Raw genomic sequence first — 16,450 nt, forward strand, 5'->3', positions numbered from 1 at the left:
CACATCTGTACCGGCCTCATCGCCGGCAAGCCGGCTCCCACAGGAATCGCGCCTGGCTGCAGTTTCCGTGGGAGCCGGCTTGCCGGCGAATGGGCTGCGCAGCAGCCCCCTTTCAGGAAGTCAGCCCTGATACCCCTTCACCACCTCGTCCGCCACCCGCTCCAGGCAGGTCACGCTGGCGGTGCACAGGTACCAGGTCTGCGGATCGACGAACACCACATGGCCACTCTTCCACGCCTTGGTCTGGCGCAGCAGCGGGTTGTCCAGGGTCTCGCGGTCCAGCGCCGCCCGGCGCTCCATCACCGCGGTGCGGTCGATCACATAGAGGATGTCCGGGTCGGCCTGGTGGATGAACTCGTTGGAGATCGGCTGGCCGTGCAGGCCGGCCTGCATGTCGTCGCTGGCCGGCTTGACCCCGAGGGTGTCGAAGATGAAGCCGTAGCGCGAACGCACACCGTAGGCGGTGAACGCGCCGTTGTTGTGCAGCACCACCAGCGCCTTTTCCGGGCGCCCGTCGGTCACCTTGCGCACCTGGGCCACCTTGGCATCGATGCGCGCGGCGGTTTCCCGGGCCAAGTCTTCCTTGCCGAGAATGTGCCCGACAGTCAGCAGGTGCTGCTTGGCGGTGTCGATGACATTGCCCTGGCGGTTGTCCATGTCGATGTCGTAGTGCACCGTCGGGGCGATCTGGCTCAGCTCCTGGTAGCTCTGCGCCTGCAGCGGCGAGATCAGGATCAGGTCGGGCTTGAGCGCATGCAGGCGTTCAAGGTTGGGCTGGATGGTGGTGCCGACGTCGGCCACCTTGGGGTCGTCGCGGTACTTGGCCAGGAAGCCCGCGACATAGTCCTTGGCGATGCCGACCACCGGCGCGCCGAGTTGGTCGAGGGTGTCCAGCTCGCTCATGTCGAAGGCCACCACGCGCTGCGGCTGGTGTTCGACCAGCGTAGTGCCCAGGGCGTGTTCGACCTTCACCGGGGCGTAGTCGGCGCTGGCGGCGCGCGCCTGCTCCGGCGGGGCCTGGTCGCAGCCCGGCAACGTGGCCGCCACGGCGGCGGCCAGCAGTATCTTGCAGATTCCGTTCATACCAGCTCTCTCGATAGTGATGGGTTGAAGTAGTTGCAGACGAAACCGTGCGCGCTCGGCAGGATCTCGAACGCCAGGCCGAACAGCGCGCGCAGGTTGGCCTCGGTGACCACCTCGGCGACCGGCCCATGGCTGTGCACCGCGCTCTGCTTCATGGCGACGATATGGTCGGAATAGTTGGCGGCAAAGTTGATGTCGTGCACCACCAGGATCACCGTGCGCCCCTGCTCGTCGCAGAGCCTGCGGATCGCCTGCATGATCTGCACCGCGTGCTTCATGTCGAGGTTGTTCAGCGGCTCGTCGAGCAGCAACAGGTCGGTGCGCTGGGCGATGGTCATGGCCAGGAAGGCCATCTGCCGCTGGCCGCCGCTGAGTTCGTCGAGGTAGGCGCGGCGCAGCGCTTGCAGCCCCAGGAAATCCAGGGATTCGTCGATTACCTGGTGGTCGTCGGCGGTCAGCAGCCCGCGGCTGTAGGGAAAGCGGCCGAAGGCGACCAGTTCCTCGACGGTCAGGCGCAGGTTGAAGTCCAGTACCTGGCGCAGGGTGGCCACGCGGCGGGCGTAGTCGGCGATGGCGATGCGGCCGATGTCCAGGCCGTCGAGCAGGATGCGCCCGCGGCTGGCCGGCAGCAGCCGAGCCATGCACATCAGCAAGGTGCTCTTGCCGGCGCCGTTGGGGCCGATCAGCGAGGTAACCTGGCCGGCCGGGAACGTCAGGCTCACGTCTTCGAGCACGGTCTTGTCGCCATAAGCCTTGTGCAGGTGTTCGAGGGTGATCATGGGGTGCCTCGGGTACGGACCATCAGCGCGAGGAAGTACGCGCCGCACACCAGGTTGACGAGGATGCTCACGCTGGTCCGGTAGTTGAACAGATGCTCGACCAGCAGTTGGGCGAGCAGGAACATGCCGATGGCCACGGCGCAGGCCAGTGGCAGGGTCACCTGGTGCCGGGCGCTGCGCGCCAGGGCATAGGCGATGTTGGCGACGAACACCCCCATGAATGCGGTTGGCCCCACCAGGCTGGTGGACACCGCTACCAGCACGGCGATCAGCGCCATCTGCAGGCGCAGGCAGCGCCCATGGTCCAGGCCCAGGGCAATGGCTTGGTCGCGACCCAGCGCCAGCACGTCAAGCACCCGTGTGCCGCGCGCCACCAGCACTGCCACTGCCGCCACCAGCAGGCCCGAGTACAGCACCTGGGCCGGCTGGGCGCGGTTGAACGAGGTATAACCCAAGCCTTGCAGGATGGAGAATTCCCCCGGGCTGGTCTTGAGCTGGATGAACTGGGTGAAGGTGCCCAGCACCATGGTCAGCACCAGCCCCAGCAGTAGCAGGCGGTAGACATCCCCGCGCCCTTCGCGCAGCAGCCAGCGCTGCAGCAGCCACGAGTAACCGAGCATCAACGCGATCGACAGCAACGCGTTGCCCTGCGCGCCGAGCAGCGCCACGCTGCCGGTGCCCAGCCACAGCACCAGCACGGCCTGGAACAACAGGTAGATGCCTTCGTAGCCCATGATCGCTGGGGTCAGCACCCGGTTGCCGGCCAGGGTCTGGAAGATCACCGAGGACAAGGCGATGCACACCCCGGCCACCACGATCGCGCCCAGGCGCACCAGGCGCTTGGGGATCACGTAGCTGAAGTCCAGGCCCGAGCCCAGCAACAGGAACGCCAGCGCCAGGGCCGGCAGCAACAACCAGGCGGCGCGGCGCATCATTTGCATTTCCACAGGATCAGCACCAGGAACAGCACACCGCCGACACTGCCGGCGGTCAGGCCGATGGGCACTTCGTAGGGGTGGATCAACAACCGGCCAAGTATGTCGCAGGCCAGCAGCAACGCCGCGCCGCACATGGCGACGATGGGCAAGGTGCGCTTGAGGTTCTCGCCGTAGCGCAGCGCCACCAGGTTCGGCACCACCAGGCCGACGAAGGGGATCGCGCCCACGGTGATCACCGTGGCCGACACGGTCACCGCTACCAGCACCAGACCGAGGATCGCGGTGGCCGCGTAGTTAAGGCCGAGGCTGGTAGCCATGCCCTCGCCCATGCCCAGCACGGTAAAGCGCTGGGCGTAGAGGTAGGTGAGCACGACGATCGGCAGGATCAGGTAGATGATCTCGTAGTTGCCCTCGATCACCCGCGAGAAGTCACCCAGCAGCCAGCCCTGCATGCTCTGCAGGATGTTGTGGCGATAGGCATAGAACTCGGCAATGGCGCTGAGCACGCTGCCGTACATCAGGCCGATCACTGGCACCAGCACCAGGTTGGTGAAGCGGATGCGGCGGATGATCGCCACGTACACCAGGCTCGCCAGCAGGCAGAAGACCAGGGCGAACAGCATGCGCCCGGTAGCCCCGGCTCCCGGCAGCACGGTCAGGGCCACCAGGATGCCCAGCTTGGCCGCATCCAGCCCGCCACAGGTGGCGGGTTCGACGAAACGATTACGCACGATCTGCTGCAGGATCACCCCGCAGATCGACAGGCCGACACCCGTCAGCACCAGTGCCGCCAGGCGTGGCAAGCGGCTGGCGGTGAGGGTCAGCCAGGCATCGTCGGAGGCCGACAGCAAGGCCGACCAGGACATCTGGCTGGCCCCGACCATCAATGAAGCACCACACAAGAGCAACAACAGCGTTGGCAGCAGCACCCGACTCAAGCGGTCACTCCATCGCCTGCGGCCTCACCGATTCGCCAGCCCTTGGCGGCCCGGCGCTGCTCGAGGAAGTGCGCGTACAACCCACCTTCGGCAGCCAGCTGGGCATGGGCGCCCTGTTCGCGGATGCGCCCTTCGTCCAGCACCACGATCTGGTCGGCCATGGCCACCGTCGACAGCTGGTGGGCAATGACAATCAGCGTGCGCTTGCCGCGCAACCGCGCCAGCGCTTCGGCGATGGCCGCCTGGTTCTCGGCGTCCAGCGCCGCGGTGGCCTCGTCGATCAGCAGGATCGGCGCGTCCTTGATCAGCGCCCGCGCAATCGAGATGCGCTGGCGTTCGCCGCCGGACAGACGTGCACCGCCCTCGCCCACCTGTGTGTGCAAACCTTCGGGCAGGCGTTCGAGGATCTCCTGCACCCCGGCCAGTCGCGCCGCTTCGAGCACTTCGGCCTCGCTGGCGTCGGGTTTGCCCAGGCGGATGTTGTCGGCGATGCTGCCCTGGAACAGGTAGGCGTCCTGGAAGATCTGGCTGATCTGCCCGGCCAGCTGTTCGGCGGACATCTGCCGCACATCCACCCCGCCGACTTTGACCCGGCCCCGGGTGACGTCGAAGAAACGGGCGATCAGCCGCACCAGGGTAGTCTTGCCCGAGCCCGATGCGCCGACCAGCGCCGTCATGCTGCCGGGCGCGATGTCCAGGCTGACCTCGCGCAGCACCTCGGGCTGGTCGTCGCCGTAGCGGAATCCGACCTGCTCCAGCTGCACCGAACCGTCGACCGGCGCCTGCGGTGCGGCGGGCTCGGACAGCGGCTTGACGGCCAGCAGCTCGGCCACCGCCTGCAGCTGGCCACGGGTGCCGCGTAGCACCTCGCTGTAGCCGGCCACGTCCAGCAGCGGGTCGATGAAGCGGGTCGCCAGCACCAGCGCGACCAGGGTGCCGATCACCGTTGCGTTGTCGAAGCCTGCGCCGGCCTGCTCGCCAAGCCACAGCGTGGCGACCACCAGCAAGGCGGCGAAGCTGGCCTGCACCGCCCAGACGTTGAGCACCGATGACAACGCCGACAGCTGGATCAGCTTGCGCGCCGCCTGCTGTTGCTGGGCCACGGCCTGCTCCAGGAAGCGCGTGCCGCCCTGCTCGCCATTGAACGCGCGCAGCACCGACTGCGCCTGGGCGAACTCGACCATGCGCTGGCTGGTCTGCGCGGTGTCGCGCTGGTAGCGCTGGTCGGCGCGCTGGCCAAGGCGCATTGTCGCAAGCATCACCAAGGCCAGCAGCGGCAGGCTGACCAGGGCCACCAGGCCCAGGCGCAGGTCGACCAGCAACAGCGCAACGAGGATCACCAGCGGCGTCACCACCCCGGTGAACAGCGGCGTGAACACATGGGCCGGCAGTTGCGCGATCTCCATCATGCCCTGGGTGGTGACATGGCTCAGGCGCGCGGTGTTGGCGGCATTGAACCAGCCCACCGGCAGCGTGCCGACATGCTCGCCCAGGCGCTGGCGGCCACCGCGCAGCACGGCAATGCCCACCGCGATGCCGGCCTTCTCCACCCGTCGCCGCAGGTACCAGCACACCACCACGCCCAGGGCCAGCAGTGCCAGCCACTGGCCGGCGGCCTCCAGCTGGTTGCCCAGCAGGTGACGCAGGATCGGCACCAGGGTGACGATGGTCAGCCCGCACAGCACGCCATACACCAGCGCCAGGCGGATGTAACGGCGCAGGAACACGGCGTCGTCGCCGAGCAGTCGAACGAAAATCCCCAACATGATCAGTGCTCCTCCACCTGCGCGGTCGCCCGCGTCTTCGCATAGCCGCCGGCGGCCCACAAGCGGGCATACAGGCCGCGACGGGCCAGCAGTTCGTCGTGATTGCCGCGCTCGGCGACCGTGCCCTGGTCCAGCACCAGGATCTGGTCGGCGTGCATCACCGTGTCCAGGCGATGAGCGATCACCAGCAGCGTGCGCCCCTGGGCGAAGCGCGACAGCGCCTGTTGCAGCTTGACTTCGTTCTCGGCGTCGGCCGCCGCGGTGGCTTCGTCGAGCACCAGCACCGGCGGGTCGAGCAGCACCGCGCGGGCAATGCTCAGCCGTTGCAGTTCGCCGCCGGAGAACTGCACGTCCTCGCCGATCACCGCGTCGTAGCCGCGCGGCTGGGCGAGGATGCGCTCGTGGATATTGGCGATCCGCGCCGCCGCCTCGATCTGCTCCTGGCTCGCCGAAGGCCGGCCCAGGGCAATGTTCTCGCGCACGCTGGCATGGATCAGGCGCACGTCCTGCAGGACGAAGCCGATGCGTCGGTACAGTTGCGCGCTGTCGATCTGCCGCAGGTCGACGCCGCCCAGGGTGATACGCCCGGCACTGGGATCGAAGAAGCGCAGCAGCAGGCGCGCCAGGGTCGACTTGCCGGCGCCCGAGGCGCCGACCACCGCTGTTACCGTGCCCGGTTCCAGGGTGAACGACACCTCGCTCAGCACCGGATTGCGCGGGTCGTAGTGATAGCCCAGGCCCTGCACCTCGATGCGTGCATCGGCCGGCAGCTCGCCGGCGCCCTGGCCGTCGGTCTCCAGCACCGGCGTATTCAGCAGCGCCTGCACGCGCTGAGCGGCACCGGTGGCGTTGTTCAGGTCGTGGGTGATATAGGCCAGCAACAGCAGCGGCGCACAGATGCCCGGCGCCACCAGGGCGAACGGCAGTACCTGCACCGGGGTGATCCAGCCCAGGCCGACGAACAGCGTGCCGAACGCCAGCACCACGCCCAGTACCGATACCGGCGCGATCATCGCGTTGGCATTGGCCATGGCGCTGACCAGCGGCCGGGTGAAGTCGGTGAAGGCTGCGGCGAAGGCGTCCACCGCCTCGCGGTAGCTGCCATGGGCCTTGCGCTGGCCACCGAAGGCCTTGACCACCGGGATGCCGTTGACGAACTCGACCACCGCCTGGTTGATCCGCCCCATGCCGGCGCCGAAGGCCTGCATGTTGCGGGCGCTGGCCTGGTGGGCACGGGCGAAGAACAGGAAGAACAGCGGGAACGGCAGCATCGACACCAGCGCCATGCGCCAGTCCATGGCGAACAGGTAGACGATCGACGCCAGCACCGCCCCGGCGCTGCGTCCGAGGGTGGTGTAGAAGTGCGCGGTGAGGCTGTGCAGGATGCCGATATCGTCCTGCATGGCCTGCTTCACCTCGCCGGAGGCGCGGCTGGTGAACCAGCCCAGCGGCACCCGTGCCAGGCGGCGGATGATTGCCAGGCGCAGCGTGCCGGTGATGTGGTTGTCGGCCAGGTGGGCCACCAGGTCGCCCAGCGAAATCAGGGCCATGCCGACGAACAGGCAGCCCAGCCCCAGCACGATCACCGGCCAGGCCTGCGCGACGCCCTGCCCTTCGGCGAACGCCAGCCGGGCGACCTCGGCGATCGCGGCCAGGGGCGCCAGGCTGAGCATGGCGCCCAACGCGGCGAGCAACCCGGCGATGATCAAGCGCCCGCGAATCGGCGCCAGCACTGCGGCGACCGGCCCCTTGGCGGGCTGCTGCACCGCCACCCCTTGTTCAACACTCATGAATGCTCCTTTTCAGCACGAGGAGCAGGCCGGGCAGCCACTTGGGCGCCCAGCCCGCCAGTCCTTCTCAACCTGTATTCCGCACGAGGCGGGCAAACCCGCAAAAAGAAATGCCCACGCTCAGGCGCCACTGCCGATGCGGTAGCGCCTGCAGGTGCGCACGCCGGCGGCGATGTACTTCTCGACCGAGGACACCGACACCCGCAACTCGGCGGCGATGGCGCGATGGGCCATGCCGTCGAGCCGGCACAGCAGCAGGGCCTGGCGGGCCTTGGGCGAATGCCGTTGCAGGGCGCTGTCGATCGCACCCAGGGCCTCGACCACCAGCGCCCGCGCCTCTTCCGACGGCACCCGCGGCTCGGGCTGCAGGCCATGGTCCTCGAGGTAACGGGTTTCACGTTGGCGGCGGCGGTACAGGTCGATGACCTTGCCGTTGGCGATCTGCGTCAGGTGGCAGCGCGACTGTTCCGCCGTCGGCACCTGGCCCTTGTTCATCAGGTGCAGGTAGATATCGTGGGCCAGGTCCGCCGCGTCCACCGCGTTGCCCAGCTTGCGGCGCAGCAGCTCGCACAACCAGCCGTGATGATCCTGATACAGCTGTTGCAGCTGTTGACGAAGCGCGAACGTTCCGTTGTCCACGGTACCTCTCCCTGAGCGTGGTGCATTCCAGACGGCTTCCTTTGACGTGCGCCAATCTAGATGATAATTATTTGCATCTTTCTCACCATAACGAATCCTCGGGATTCACGCAATGCACCCCGGTGGTGCGAACCCTCTGCGCGGCCACTCACCGCGATCCACGGATGGCAGTGAAGGCCGACGCGGGCCTTGATCGATCGAACAGCAGGAAGCTAACCATGTTGGAACGCAACACCACCCTACCCTCGCCCCAGGCCCTGGATGAACACGAAGAACTCGCCTGGTTCGCCCAGCAACAGCAACCCGAGCAGCTGCACCGGCAACTGGGCGCCTGGCGCCTTGGGCCCACGGCCGACCTGTCGCTGCTGGCCCTGGCCGTGCAGGCGGTGGTCGAAGCCACGCCGGGCCTGAATAGCCGCTACCACTTCAGCGACGATGGCGACCTGTACAAGACCCAGGAACCCGGCTGGTACCCGTGCCTGCGTATCGAACGGAGCGCGGCCGAGGGCATGGACGCCCTGCTGCGGACGCGCCAGGCGGCGCCCTGGGATTCCACCACGCAGCCGCCGTTCGAGGCCCTGCTGCTGGCCGGCGATCGCCAGGCTGCGCTCGGTCTGCTCTGCCATGCGGTGCTGCGTCAGTCGCCGCAAACCCTGCTCGAACGCATCCGCGCCGCCTATGACGCCCAGGCCGGCGACCAGCCACTGGTGCTCGAACCGTTGTCGCAGGCGCCTTCGACGGACATCGCGCAACGCATCCTCGACGCGTTCCGCCAGGCATTGGCGGAGCCTGGCATGACCCTGGACGATGACTTCTTCGACATGGGCGGCCACTCGCTGCTGGCCACCCGGATCATCGGGCGCTTGCAGGGCGAGCATGGCATCGAACTGCGCTTCAGCGACTTCTTCGCCTCGCCCAGCGCCTCGGCGCTGGCCACACGCGCCAAGCTGAGCCAAGGGCAAGCCAGCCAGGCCAGCGATCAGGCCGTGGATATCCAGCAGGCGCCGATGGCCCTGGCCCAGGCATCGTTGTGGCGTGCCTGTGCGGCCTTCGACTACGGCACTATCTTCAACCTGCCCTTTGCCCTGGACTTCCACGACCCGGTGGACGAGGCGCTGCTGCAGCAGGCCTTCACCGACCTGCTGGAGCGCCATGCCAGCCTGCGCACCACCTACCATGGCGAGGGCGACGACGCCTGCCAGCGCATCGTGCCGCTGGCCGAGCTGGGCCGTTTCAAGTGGTTCTGGAACAGCGCCGAAAGCACCAGCGCGAGCCTGGCCAGCGAGGCGAAGCACCGCTTCGACCTGGCCCGCGAACTGCCACTCAGGTTGCGCATGCTGCGTGACCCGCACAGTGGCCACCAGGTGCTGTCGTTCCTGGTCCACCACATGGCCATCGACGAATGGTCGCTGAACGTGATCATGGCCGAACTGGCCGAGGCCTACCTGGCCCGCGCCCAGGACCGGGCGCCGCAATGGCCCGCGGCGGCGCGCACCTTCCACGAATTCGCCCTGGCCCAGAGTGCCCAGGGCCCGAACCCGCGCCACCTGGCATATTGGACCGAGCTGCTGCGCGACGCCACCCGCGGTCTCGCCCTGCCCGCCTGCGATGACGCCACGCTGCTGCCCGCCGACCAGGCGTCCACGCGTGCGCGCTGGCTGGAGCTGCGTCCCGAACCCGGCATGCTGGAGCAACTGGGCGCCAGCGCCCGGCTGCATCAGTCATCGCTGTTCAGCGTGATCTACACCGCCATCGCCCTGTCGCTGCACAAGCTCGGCAACCTCTCGGACCTGGTGATCGGCACCTCGGCGTCCGGGCGCACCGACCCTGCGTATTTCGACACCGTCGGTTACTTCACCACCATGGTCGCCCACCGCGTGCAGTTCGCCCCCGAACAGTCGCTGGCCGGGTTGCTAGGCGAGGTGACGCGGATGATCAACGACTCGATGGCCTATGCCGACGTGCCCATGGAGACCATCCAGCAGGCGCTGGGCATGGCCCCCGCCGAGGGCCTGATGTTCGATGTGTATGTGCAGATCCACGCCAACAACGCCCTCAATGGCGCGTTGCAGGCACCCGATGGCCGGGCTATCCGCTACAAGCAGATCGACCCGGACAAGAGCGAGTCGATGTTCGGCCTGCAGTTCGAGATCATGGAAGATGTGTTCGATGGCCAGCGCTCGCTGCGCCTGGTGATCACCTACCGCAGCGATCGCTACAGCGGTGCTCAGGTCGAGCGCCTGTGCGCAATGATTTCGGCGGCGTTCTGTGTGTTGGCCGAGGTGGATGGCGGCCGGCGGGCTTTGGCTGCGGTGGTGTTGTAGTTCAAGGTGGGCGGCGCTTCTGGGACTGAGCGTCGCCTGCTATGTGTTTGGCGAAAGAGGTTCAGCGCCCTCAAGATCGAGCGCCGCCCGCGCGGCGCATCGCTGGCAAGCCAGCTCCCACATCTGTTTCGGGCCAGTTATGCCTGCGCCGCCGCGGCTGTACGCCTTGTGGGTACGACACGGTCTCAGCGTGGGCATCACTGGCGTCCCACTTGTCTCAAGGCATGCACCAAGGCGGACAGCGACAACTTCACAGGACAGACTGGCCCGAAATAGATGTGGGAGCTGGCTTGCCAGCGATGCGCCGCGCGGGCGGCGCTCGATTTCATAGGCGCAACATCCCTCCCGGCGAACACCTCGCAGCCCAAACGCCAATCACCCCTCCGGCAACCCATAGCGCTGGAACGACGAGCGCTGCGGCACCCGGTACTGCGCCCGCCCCAGCAACTGGTTGACGATCACCGCATTGCGCACCGGCCCCAGCCCCAGGTCCGGCGAGCCGACACCATGCTGGAAGATCTCGGCGTTCTGCACGAACACCCGGCCACTGCCGCCATCGCAACGCTGCGCGGTGAAATCCTCGCCGACGATGCAGTCGCCGTGCGCGTCGGTGGCCAGCACCGAACCCTTGAGCTGCTCGAACCATTGCGGCCAGGCATGGGCATAGCCGGTCGCCGCGACAACCGCGTCGGCTTCCAGCGTTGCCCGTTGCTCCAGCTGGCTGTGCCGGAAGGTCATGCGCAGCCCCGCCGAGCCCAGCTCCTCGACCGTCTCCACGTCACAGCTGGACAACAGCGTCAGCCCAGGTTCGCGCCCGCCGATGGAGCGTTCGTAGATCAGGTCGTAGATCGCGCCGATGGTCGAGAAGCTGATGCCTTTGTACAACAGGCCCTGCTGGGCGACGATCTCCCGACGTTTGTCCCGCGCCAGGGTGTGGAAGTAGTTCATGTACGCCGGCGTGAAACACTCCTGGCCGAGCTTGGAGTACTCCATGGGGTGGAAGCCTCCCGAGCGGGTGATCCAGTGGATCGACGCCCCCGCCTCCACCTGCTCCGGGGTCAGCGCGTTGAACAGCGCCAGCACGCACTCTGCGGCGCTCTGTCCGGAACCGACCACCACCACGCGCCGGCACTGCTCCAGCTCGCCCTGACGCTTGCCGAACTCTGCCGAGTGCAGCAACGGCGCCTGGGTGCGGGTGCGCGCCCAGGCCGGCAACCATGGCCGGGTACCGAGGCCAATGGCCAGGTCGCGGCTGCTGTAGCGCCGCTCCAGGCCCGACACCGACACGCTGTCGATGACGAAGCGTTCGCTGGCGTTGTCGTAACGCACGCCCGTGACCTCCTCGCCAAAATGACAGCCCGGCAGTTGGCCCGCCGCCCAGCGGCAATAGTGGTCGTACTCGCGCCGGGGCACCTGGAAATGGTCGTAGTAGTAGAACTGGAACAGGCGATCATGCTGGTGCAGGTAATTGAGGTAGCTCAGCGGGTGACAGGGGTCGGCCAGGGTCACCAGGTCGGCCAGGAACGGCACCTGCAAGGTGGTGCCGGGCAGCAGCAGACCCTCGTGCCAGCGGAACTGCGCCTTGCGCTCAAGGAACGCGCAGTTCAGGTGCGGGTGGCGCGACAGCAGCGCGGCCAGGCCCAGGTTGAACGGTCCGATGCCGATGCCGGCGATATCCAGGTGTGCGATGTCCATATGCTCGATGATTTCCCAAGAACGATGATTGGCGCCCCGGGCCAGGCCCAGGGCGATTGATTCAGGCCGATTGATTCAGGCCGGTGGTTTCACACGGGGGCGCTGACGAGCAGGCGCTCGACCTCTTCCACCGTGCGGCACGGCAGCAACTGCGCGGGCGACAGGCGCACCGCGAAGGCTTCGCCCAGGCGCGCCGCCAGCGGCTTGAGGTGCTGCGGCCGCAGGCCCATGGCGAGGAAATCCCTGGCCGGCTGTGTCGCGCCGAGCACCTGCTGGTAGATCGCCAGCACCTGGGCATGACGCTGCGGGTCGCTGGGCACAGCCGCCGGTATCGGCGCCTGCTCGGTGTCACCTTCAAGCAAGGCGCGGGCGAGCCTGCGGTCCGGCTTGCCGTTGGCGGTCAACGGCAAGGCGTCGACCTCGACAAACCGTGTGGGCACGTGGGACTGCGGCAGCAGGGCCCGGGCATGTTCGCGCAACGCCACGGCGCCGGGCGGCGCACCATGGCGCCGTACATACAGCGCACCGATGCAGGCCTCGCCCTGTTGCGTGTCGCCATAGTCCACCACCAGCACCTGCTGCACCGCCGGATGGCGGATCAGCTCGATCTCGATGTCCGGCAGCGACACGCGCACGCCACGCACCTTCACATAGCCATTGACCCGGCTGTCGAACAGCAGCACCCCGTCCTCGCGGTAGCGGCCCCGGTCACCGGTACGGAAGGCACGCACTGGCGCGCCGTGCTCGTCGAGCACATTGACGAAGTCGTTCTGCACCAGTTTGCCGTCCTCCAGGTAGCCCAAGGCCAAGCCCACCCCACTGGTGTGGATACGCCCGGCGACGCCCTGCGGGCAATGCGCGCCGTGCTCGTCCAGCAGCCAGTAGCGGTTGCCCGGCAGTGGCCGGCCATAGGGCACCCTGGCGCGGTCCTGTTCACCGATTTCGTGCCAGATGCTCCAGATGGTGGTCTCGGTCGGGCCACCCAGGGACACCAGCCGCGCCTCGGGCAGTTGCTCGCGTAGTTCGGCGATCACCGCCGGCTTGATGTAGTCGCCGCCCTGGGCCAGCAGGCGCAGGCTGCGCAGACCATCACCCTGACGGCAGGCCAGGAGCATTTCGAGGATGGCCGGCACCGAGCACCAGAGGCTCACGCCGTGCTGCCTGACCAACTGGTTCCAGCGCAGCGCATCCTTTTCCTCGCCAGCCTCGGGCAGTACCAGCGCCGCCCCGGCGCACAGGCTGCCGAACACGTCGAACAGCGACATGTCGTGGTGCAGCGGGGTCACCGAGATGAACACATCATCGCGGCTGACCTGCCACTGCGCCAAGGTGCTGCCGATGACATTGGCGGTGGCGCGGTTGTTCAGCACCACGCACTTGGGCTTGCCGGTGGTGCCGGAGGTGTACAGGTAGTAGGCCGGCGCGGTGCTCGCCGACAAGGCCGCCAGCCCCGTCAGGTCCAGGGCTGCCGGAGGGCTGGCCAGCAGTGGCGCGACGGCGTCGACCACCAGTGCCGGCTGGCAGTTGTCCAGCAGATAGCGCAGGCGCTCCTCGGGCGCCGCCGCGTCGATCGGTACCCAGACCAGCCCGCTCAGGGCGCAGGCCAGGGCCGTCATGGTGTGCTCAGGACCGCGTGGCAGGCAAATGGCGACCACCTGGCCGGGGCGCAGCCCGCGGGCCTGGAATGCCCCGGCAATGCGCTTCACACCCTCCCCCAGTTCGGCATAGCTGATACGCCGCTCGCCATGCAGCAAGGCGATGCGTCCATTGTCCGGGCCGAACAGGTTGTGGGCGATGCGCCCAAGGAAATCGACCGGCTCGGCCTGCGCCTCGCTGCTGTTCAGGCGGTAGTGGCCGAGGTCGATGAACTGCCGTGCGTGGACTTCGAATGCAGCCTGCCCGGCCAATTGCGCCACCGCCTGGTTCAAGGCTGCGAACAACTGCCCGACCCAGCGGCCATCGACCGCTTCACGGGCATAGTCGATCTCGAACGCCAGCCCGCCCTCGGCGGTGTTGCAGAATCGGATGTCCATGGCCACCTGCGGCGTCTGGGTCAGGCCCGCGCTGAGGGTCATCGGGCCATCGACCGCGCCCACTGGCCAGGACAGGCCGTTGGTCAGCACCACCGGTAGCGCCGGGCCTGGGCCGTTGCTGTCGTACAGCAGGCGGGCCAGGTCCACGCCGGAGAACGCCAGATGCTGCAAGCCCTCCAGCACATCGGCCTGCAGGCGCTTGGCGCGCTCGGCCAGGCTGGGCAGGCCGCGCTGCCAATCGACGGCGATGAAGCTGGAGCGGTTGGCGAATGCGCCGTCCTGGGGCGGCGCCACCGGCACCGCCACGCACAGGCTGCCTTCGTCGAGCCAGTGGCCGAGCACTTCCAGCACCACGGCCATGATCGTCGAGTTCTTGAACAGCCCCTCACGCGCACCGGCGCGGCTCAATGCCTTGAACGCTTGGGCGGAGATTACCTGACGCTGGCGGGCGTATCGGGCCACGCCGACCTTGTCCAAGGCTTGGCGCCACGGCAGCCTTGGTGCGCCGTCGACCTCGGCCAGCTTTGCCTTCCAATACTCGGCATCGGCCTTGCGCACCTCGCTCTGGTCGATGACAGCCGCCGTGGGCTCGCTGGCCGTCAGCGGCTGGCAGTGACCGTCGAACAACTCGACCATCAAGGTAGCGATGGAGCGTCCATCGAGAATCAGCGCATCGAAGCGCACGAACACCACCAACTCGCCTTGTGGCAACTGGAAGGCGGTCACATTCCAGGGCGGCCCGGCCAGGTCGAACAGCGCATGGGCATAGTCCTCGCGACGGACCTCAAGCTGCGCCTGGGCCTGCTCGGCCGTCAACCCGTGCAGGTCGATCACCTCCAGGTTGACCTGCACCTGGTCGCTTATCGACTGGGTCAATGCCTGGGCATCGATACGGGTGCGCAGGCTGTCGTGGCGGCGCACCATGTCCGTGAGGCGGCTGCGCAGCAGCGCCAGGTCCAGGCCCCCGCGATACTCGCGGAACTCCTGCATGGCCACGCCGCCCAGCGGCAGATGCTCGCCACGCCCCAGCAGATAAGCCTGTTGCAGAGCGTTCAGTGGTCGATCCCGGCTCGCCGCAATCGCCAATGGCTGGTGCAGCGCGCCCGTGTCGGCAGCCACCGCCACAGCCAGGGCGATGAAGCGCTCGAACAGTGCCTGGACCCAGTCAGCGGGCAATGCGTCCAGGCGCACGTCCCAATTGATCAGCAGGCCGCCGTCGGCCCGCGCCACCTGTGCGTCCAGGGCCACCTGCGGGCCCTGGGAGATCACCCAGTCCATCGGCCCGAACACCCCGCTCACCCGCTCGGAGAACAGCTCGCCGCCAGGCAGGTCCAGGCCTGCGGTGAACACCACCGGTGCCAGTTGCGGCGTACCGTGATGGCGCGACAGGTCGCGCATCAGGTCCACGCCCGGATAGGCGCTGTGCGCCAGACGCTCCAGCAGTTGCCGATGCAGATCCCGGCACAGCGCGGCAAGGCTGGCGACTCCGGTGAAGTCGACATCCACCAGCACCAGGTTGGCGAACTCGCCAACGATGCGCTGCACAGGCTCCAGCAGCGGTTCGCGCCAGAACACTGGGACGTTCAGGCGCAAGCGCCGATCGCCGGTGTGCTCACCCAGGGCGGTCGCGAACAGCCCGAGCATCAACGCCGACGAGGTGATCCGCTGTGCGCGCGCCGCGTGCTGCAAGGCACGATACTGCGCAGGTTCAAGGCGAGCGGCGAAGCGCTCGCTGCGTGCCGGCCCCGCAGGGAGCAAGGGCAGCGAGGGCGCCGGGGCGATCTGCGCCAGGCGCGCTCGCCACCAGGCGCGGTCGCGGCTGCGGGCGGCACGCAGGTCGGCATCGGCACGCACCTGGTCCAGCCAGTCGAAGTAGTTCGGCGTGGTCGGCAGAACGCTTTCAGGCGAGTCGTACAGGCGGGCCAGGTCTTCCATCAGCACCCGGAAGCTCGACGGGTCCACCGCGATCATGTCGGTGTCCACGTGCAGCCGGCTGGCATTGCCCGGCAGCAGGCTCAGGCCGAAGCGCGCACCCTGGCCCATGCTCAGGTCCAGGCGCTGGTGGCTCCACTGCTGGCGTTTCTCCAGCAGGCGCCGCTCCACGGCTGGACCATCCAGATCGCTGAAATCCTCCAGCTCCAGTTGGGCGCGCTGTGCTACGTCGATGGTCTGCAGCCCCTGCCCGTCGATGCGCAGGCTCAGCATCGGATGCGCCCGGTACAGCTCCTCAAGTGCGCCGGCAAGGCGCGCCACATCGATGGCCCGGCCATCGAACTCGGCGTACAGGTGCGCGCTGACGCCACCCAGTGCCGCATGTGCATCCCGCCCGATCCAACAGGCGGCCTGCATCGAAGTTAACTCTCTCATCGCTTACCCGCGTAGTTGACAAATCCATGTGTTTCGCGTCCTCATATTTACTAACGAGAATGATTATATTTCAAGGTTTTCTTTCTCACCCATCGCCA

General features: G+C 67.6%; 10 protein-coding genes. 1 reads left to right on the forward strand and 9 read right to left on the reverse strand.

Annotated elements, in window-relative coordinates; genetic code table 11:
* Positions 1–120: 120 nt before the first annotated feature.
* From ACQ4OD_RS11195 to ACQ4OD_RS11225, 7 genes are all read right to left on the reverse strand, one after another.
* Positions 121–1,083, reverse strand: coding sequence for a siderophore ABC transporter substrate-binding protein (locus tag ACQ4OD_RS11195; RefSeq protein ID WP_139671013.1), 963 nt, complete (start codon positions 1,081–1,083; stop codon positions 121–123).
* Complete coding sequence (locus tag ACQ4OD_RS11200) at positions 1,080–1,862, reverse strand: iron ABC transporter ATP-binding protein (protein ID WP_139671015.1); 783 nt, start codon at positions 1,860–1,862, stop codon at positions 1,080–1,082. Before ACQ4OD_RS11200 ends, ACQ4OD_RS11195 begins: the two co-directional genes overlap by 4 nt.
* A complete protein-coding gene (locus ACQ4OD_RS11205; RefSeq protein ID WP_102682064.1) occupies positions 1,859–2,794 on the reverse strand; it encodes an iron chelate uptake ABC transporter family permease subunit in 936 nt (311 codons plus the stop codon). Before ACQ4OD_RS11205 ends, ACQ4OD_RS11200 begins: the two co-directional genes overlap by 4 nt.
* Positions 2,794–3,738, reverse strand: coding sequence for an ABC transporter permease (locus ACQ4OD_RS11210; protein ID WP_139671017.1), 945 nt, complete (start codon positions 3,736–3,738; stop codon positions 2,794–2,796). Before ACQ4OD_RS11210 ends, ACQ4OD_RS11205 begins: the two co-directional genes overlap by 1 nt.
* Positions 3,735–5,504, reverse strand: a complete 1,770-nt coding sequence (locus tag ACQ4OD_RS11215; protein ID WP_430944298.1) for an ABC transporter ATP-binding protein — start codon at positions 5,502–5,504, stop codon at positions 3,735–3,737. Before ACQ4OD_RS11215 ends, ACQ4OD_RS11210 begins: the two co-directional genes overlap by 4 nt.
* 2 nt (positions 5,505–5,506) lie before the next feature.
* Entirely contained in the window at positions 5,507–7,294 is a 1,788-nt protein-coding gene (locus ACQ4OD_RS11220; RefSeq protein WP_430944299.1) for an ABC transporter ATP-binding protein, read from the reverse strand.
* 120 nt (positions 7,295–7,414) lie between these two features.
* Complete coding sequence (locus tag ACQ4OD_RS11225; protein WP_046855607.1) at positions 7,415–7,933, reverse strand: sigma-70 family RNA polymerase sigma factor; 519 nt, start codon at positions 7,931–7,933, stop codon at positions 7,415–7,417.
* Positions 7,934–8,151: 218 nt separating this feature from the next.
* Here ACQ4OD_RS11225 and ACQ4OD_RS11230 point away from each other — a divergent pair, with 218 nt between their 5' ends.
* A complete protein-coding gene (locus tag ACQ4OD_RS11230) occupies positions 8,152–10,257 on the forward strand; it encodes a condensation domain-containing protein (protein WP_430944300.1) in 2,106 nt (701 codons plus the stop codon).
* Between the two features lie 375 nt (positions 10,258–10,632).
* On the opposite strand, the gene basC is transcribed toward ACQ4OD_RS11230, so the two are convergent.
* Both basC and ACQ4OD_RS11240 read right to left on the reverse strand, forming a co-directional pair.
* Positions 10,633–11,952, reverse strand: a complete 1,320-nt coding sequence (basC, locus tag ACQ4OD_RS11235) for a putative histamine N-monooxygenase (protein ID WP_198754196.1) — start codon at positions 11,950–11,952, stop codon at positions 10,633–10,635.
* A gap of 89 nt (positions 11,953–12,041) precedes the next feature.
* Entirely contained in the window at positions 12,042–16,334 is a 4,293-nt protein-coding gene (locus tag ACQ4OD_RS11240; RefSeq protein ID WP_430944301.1) for an amino acid adenylation domain-containing protein, read from the reverse strand.
* Positions 16,335–16,450: the final 116 nt, after the last annotated feature.

This window comes from Pseudomonas sp. WC1 (genome assembly GCF_050586565.1).
Classification (GTDB): domain Bacteria; phylum Pseudomonadota; class Gammaproteobacteria; order Pseudomonadales; family Pseudomonadaceae; genus Aquipseudomonas.

Excerpts from the sequence above, each read along its gene's own strand:
- basC (WP_198754196.1), bottom strand. The coding sequence starts at position 11,952 with ATGGACATCGCACACCTGGATATCGCCGGCATCGGCATCGGACCGTTC.
- ACQ4OD_RS11215 (WP_430944298.1), bottom strand. The coding sequence starts at position 5,504 with ATGTTGGGGATTTTCGTTCGACTGCTCGGCGACGACGCCGTGTTCCTG.
- ACQ4OD_RS11200 (WP_139671015.1), bottom strand. The coding sequence starts at position 1,862 with ATGATCACCCTCGAACACCTGCACAAGGCTTATGGCGACAAGACCGTG.
- ACQ4OD_RS11205 (WP_102682064.1), bottom strand. The coding sequence starts at position 2,794 with ATGCGCCGCGCCGCCTGGTTGTTGCTGCCGGCCCTGGCGCTGGCGTTC.
- ACQ4OD_RS11220 (WP_430944299.1), bottom strand. The coding sequence starts at position 7,294 with ATGAGTGTTGAACAAGGGGTGGCGGTGCAGCAGCCCGCCAAGGGGCCG.
- ACQ4OD_RS11195 (WP_139671013.1), bottom strand. The coding sequence starts at position 1,083 with ATGAACGGAATCTGCAAGATACTGCTGGCCGCCGCCGTGGCGGCCACG.
- ACQ4OD_RS11230 (WP_430944300.1), top strand. The coding sequence starts at position 8,152 with ATGTTGGAACGCAACACCACCCTACCCTCGCCCCAGGCCCTGGATGAA.
- ACQ4OD_RS11240 (WP_430944301.1), bottom strand. The coding sequence starts at position 16,334 with ATGCAGGCCGCCTGTTGGATCGGGCGGGATGCACATGCGGCACTGGGT.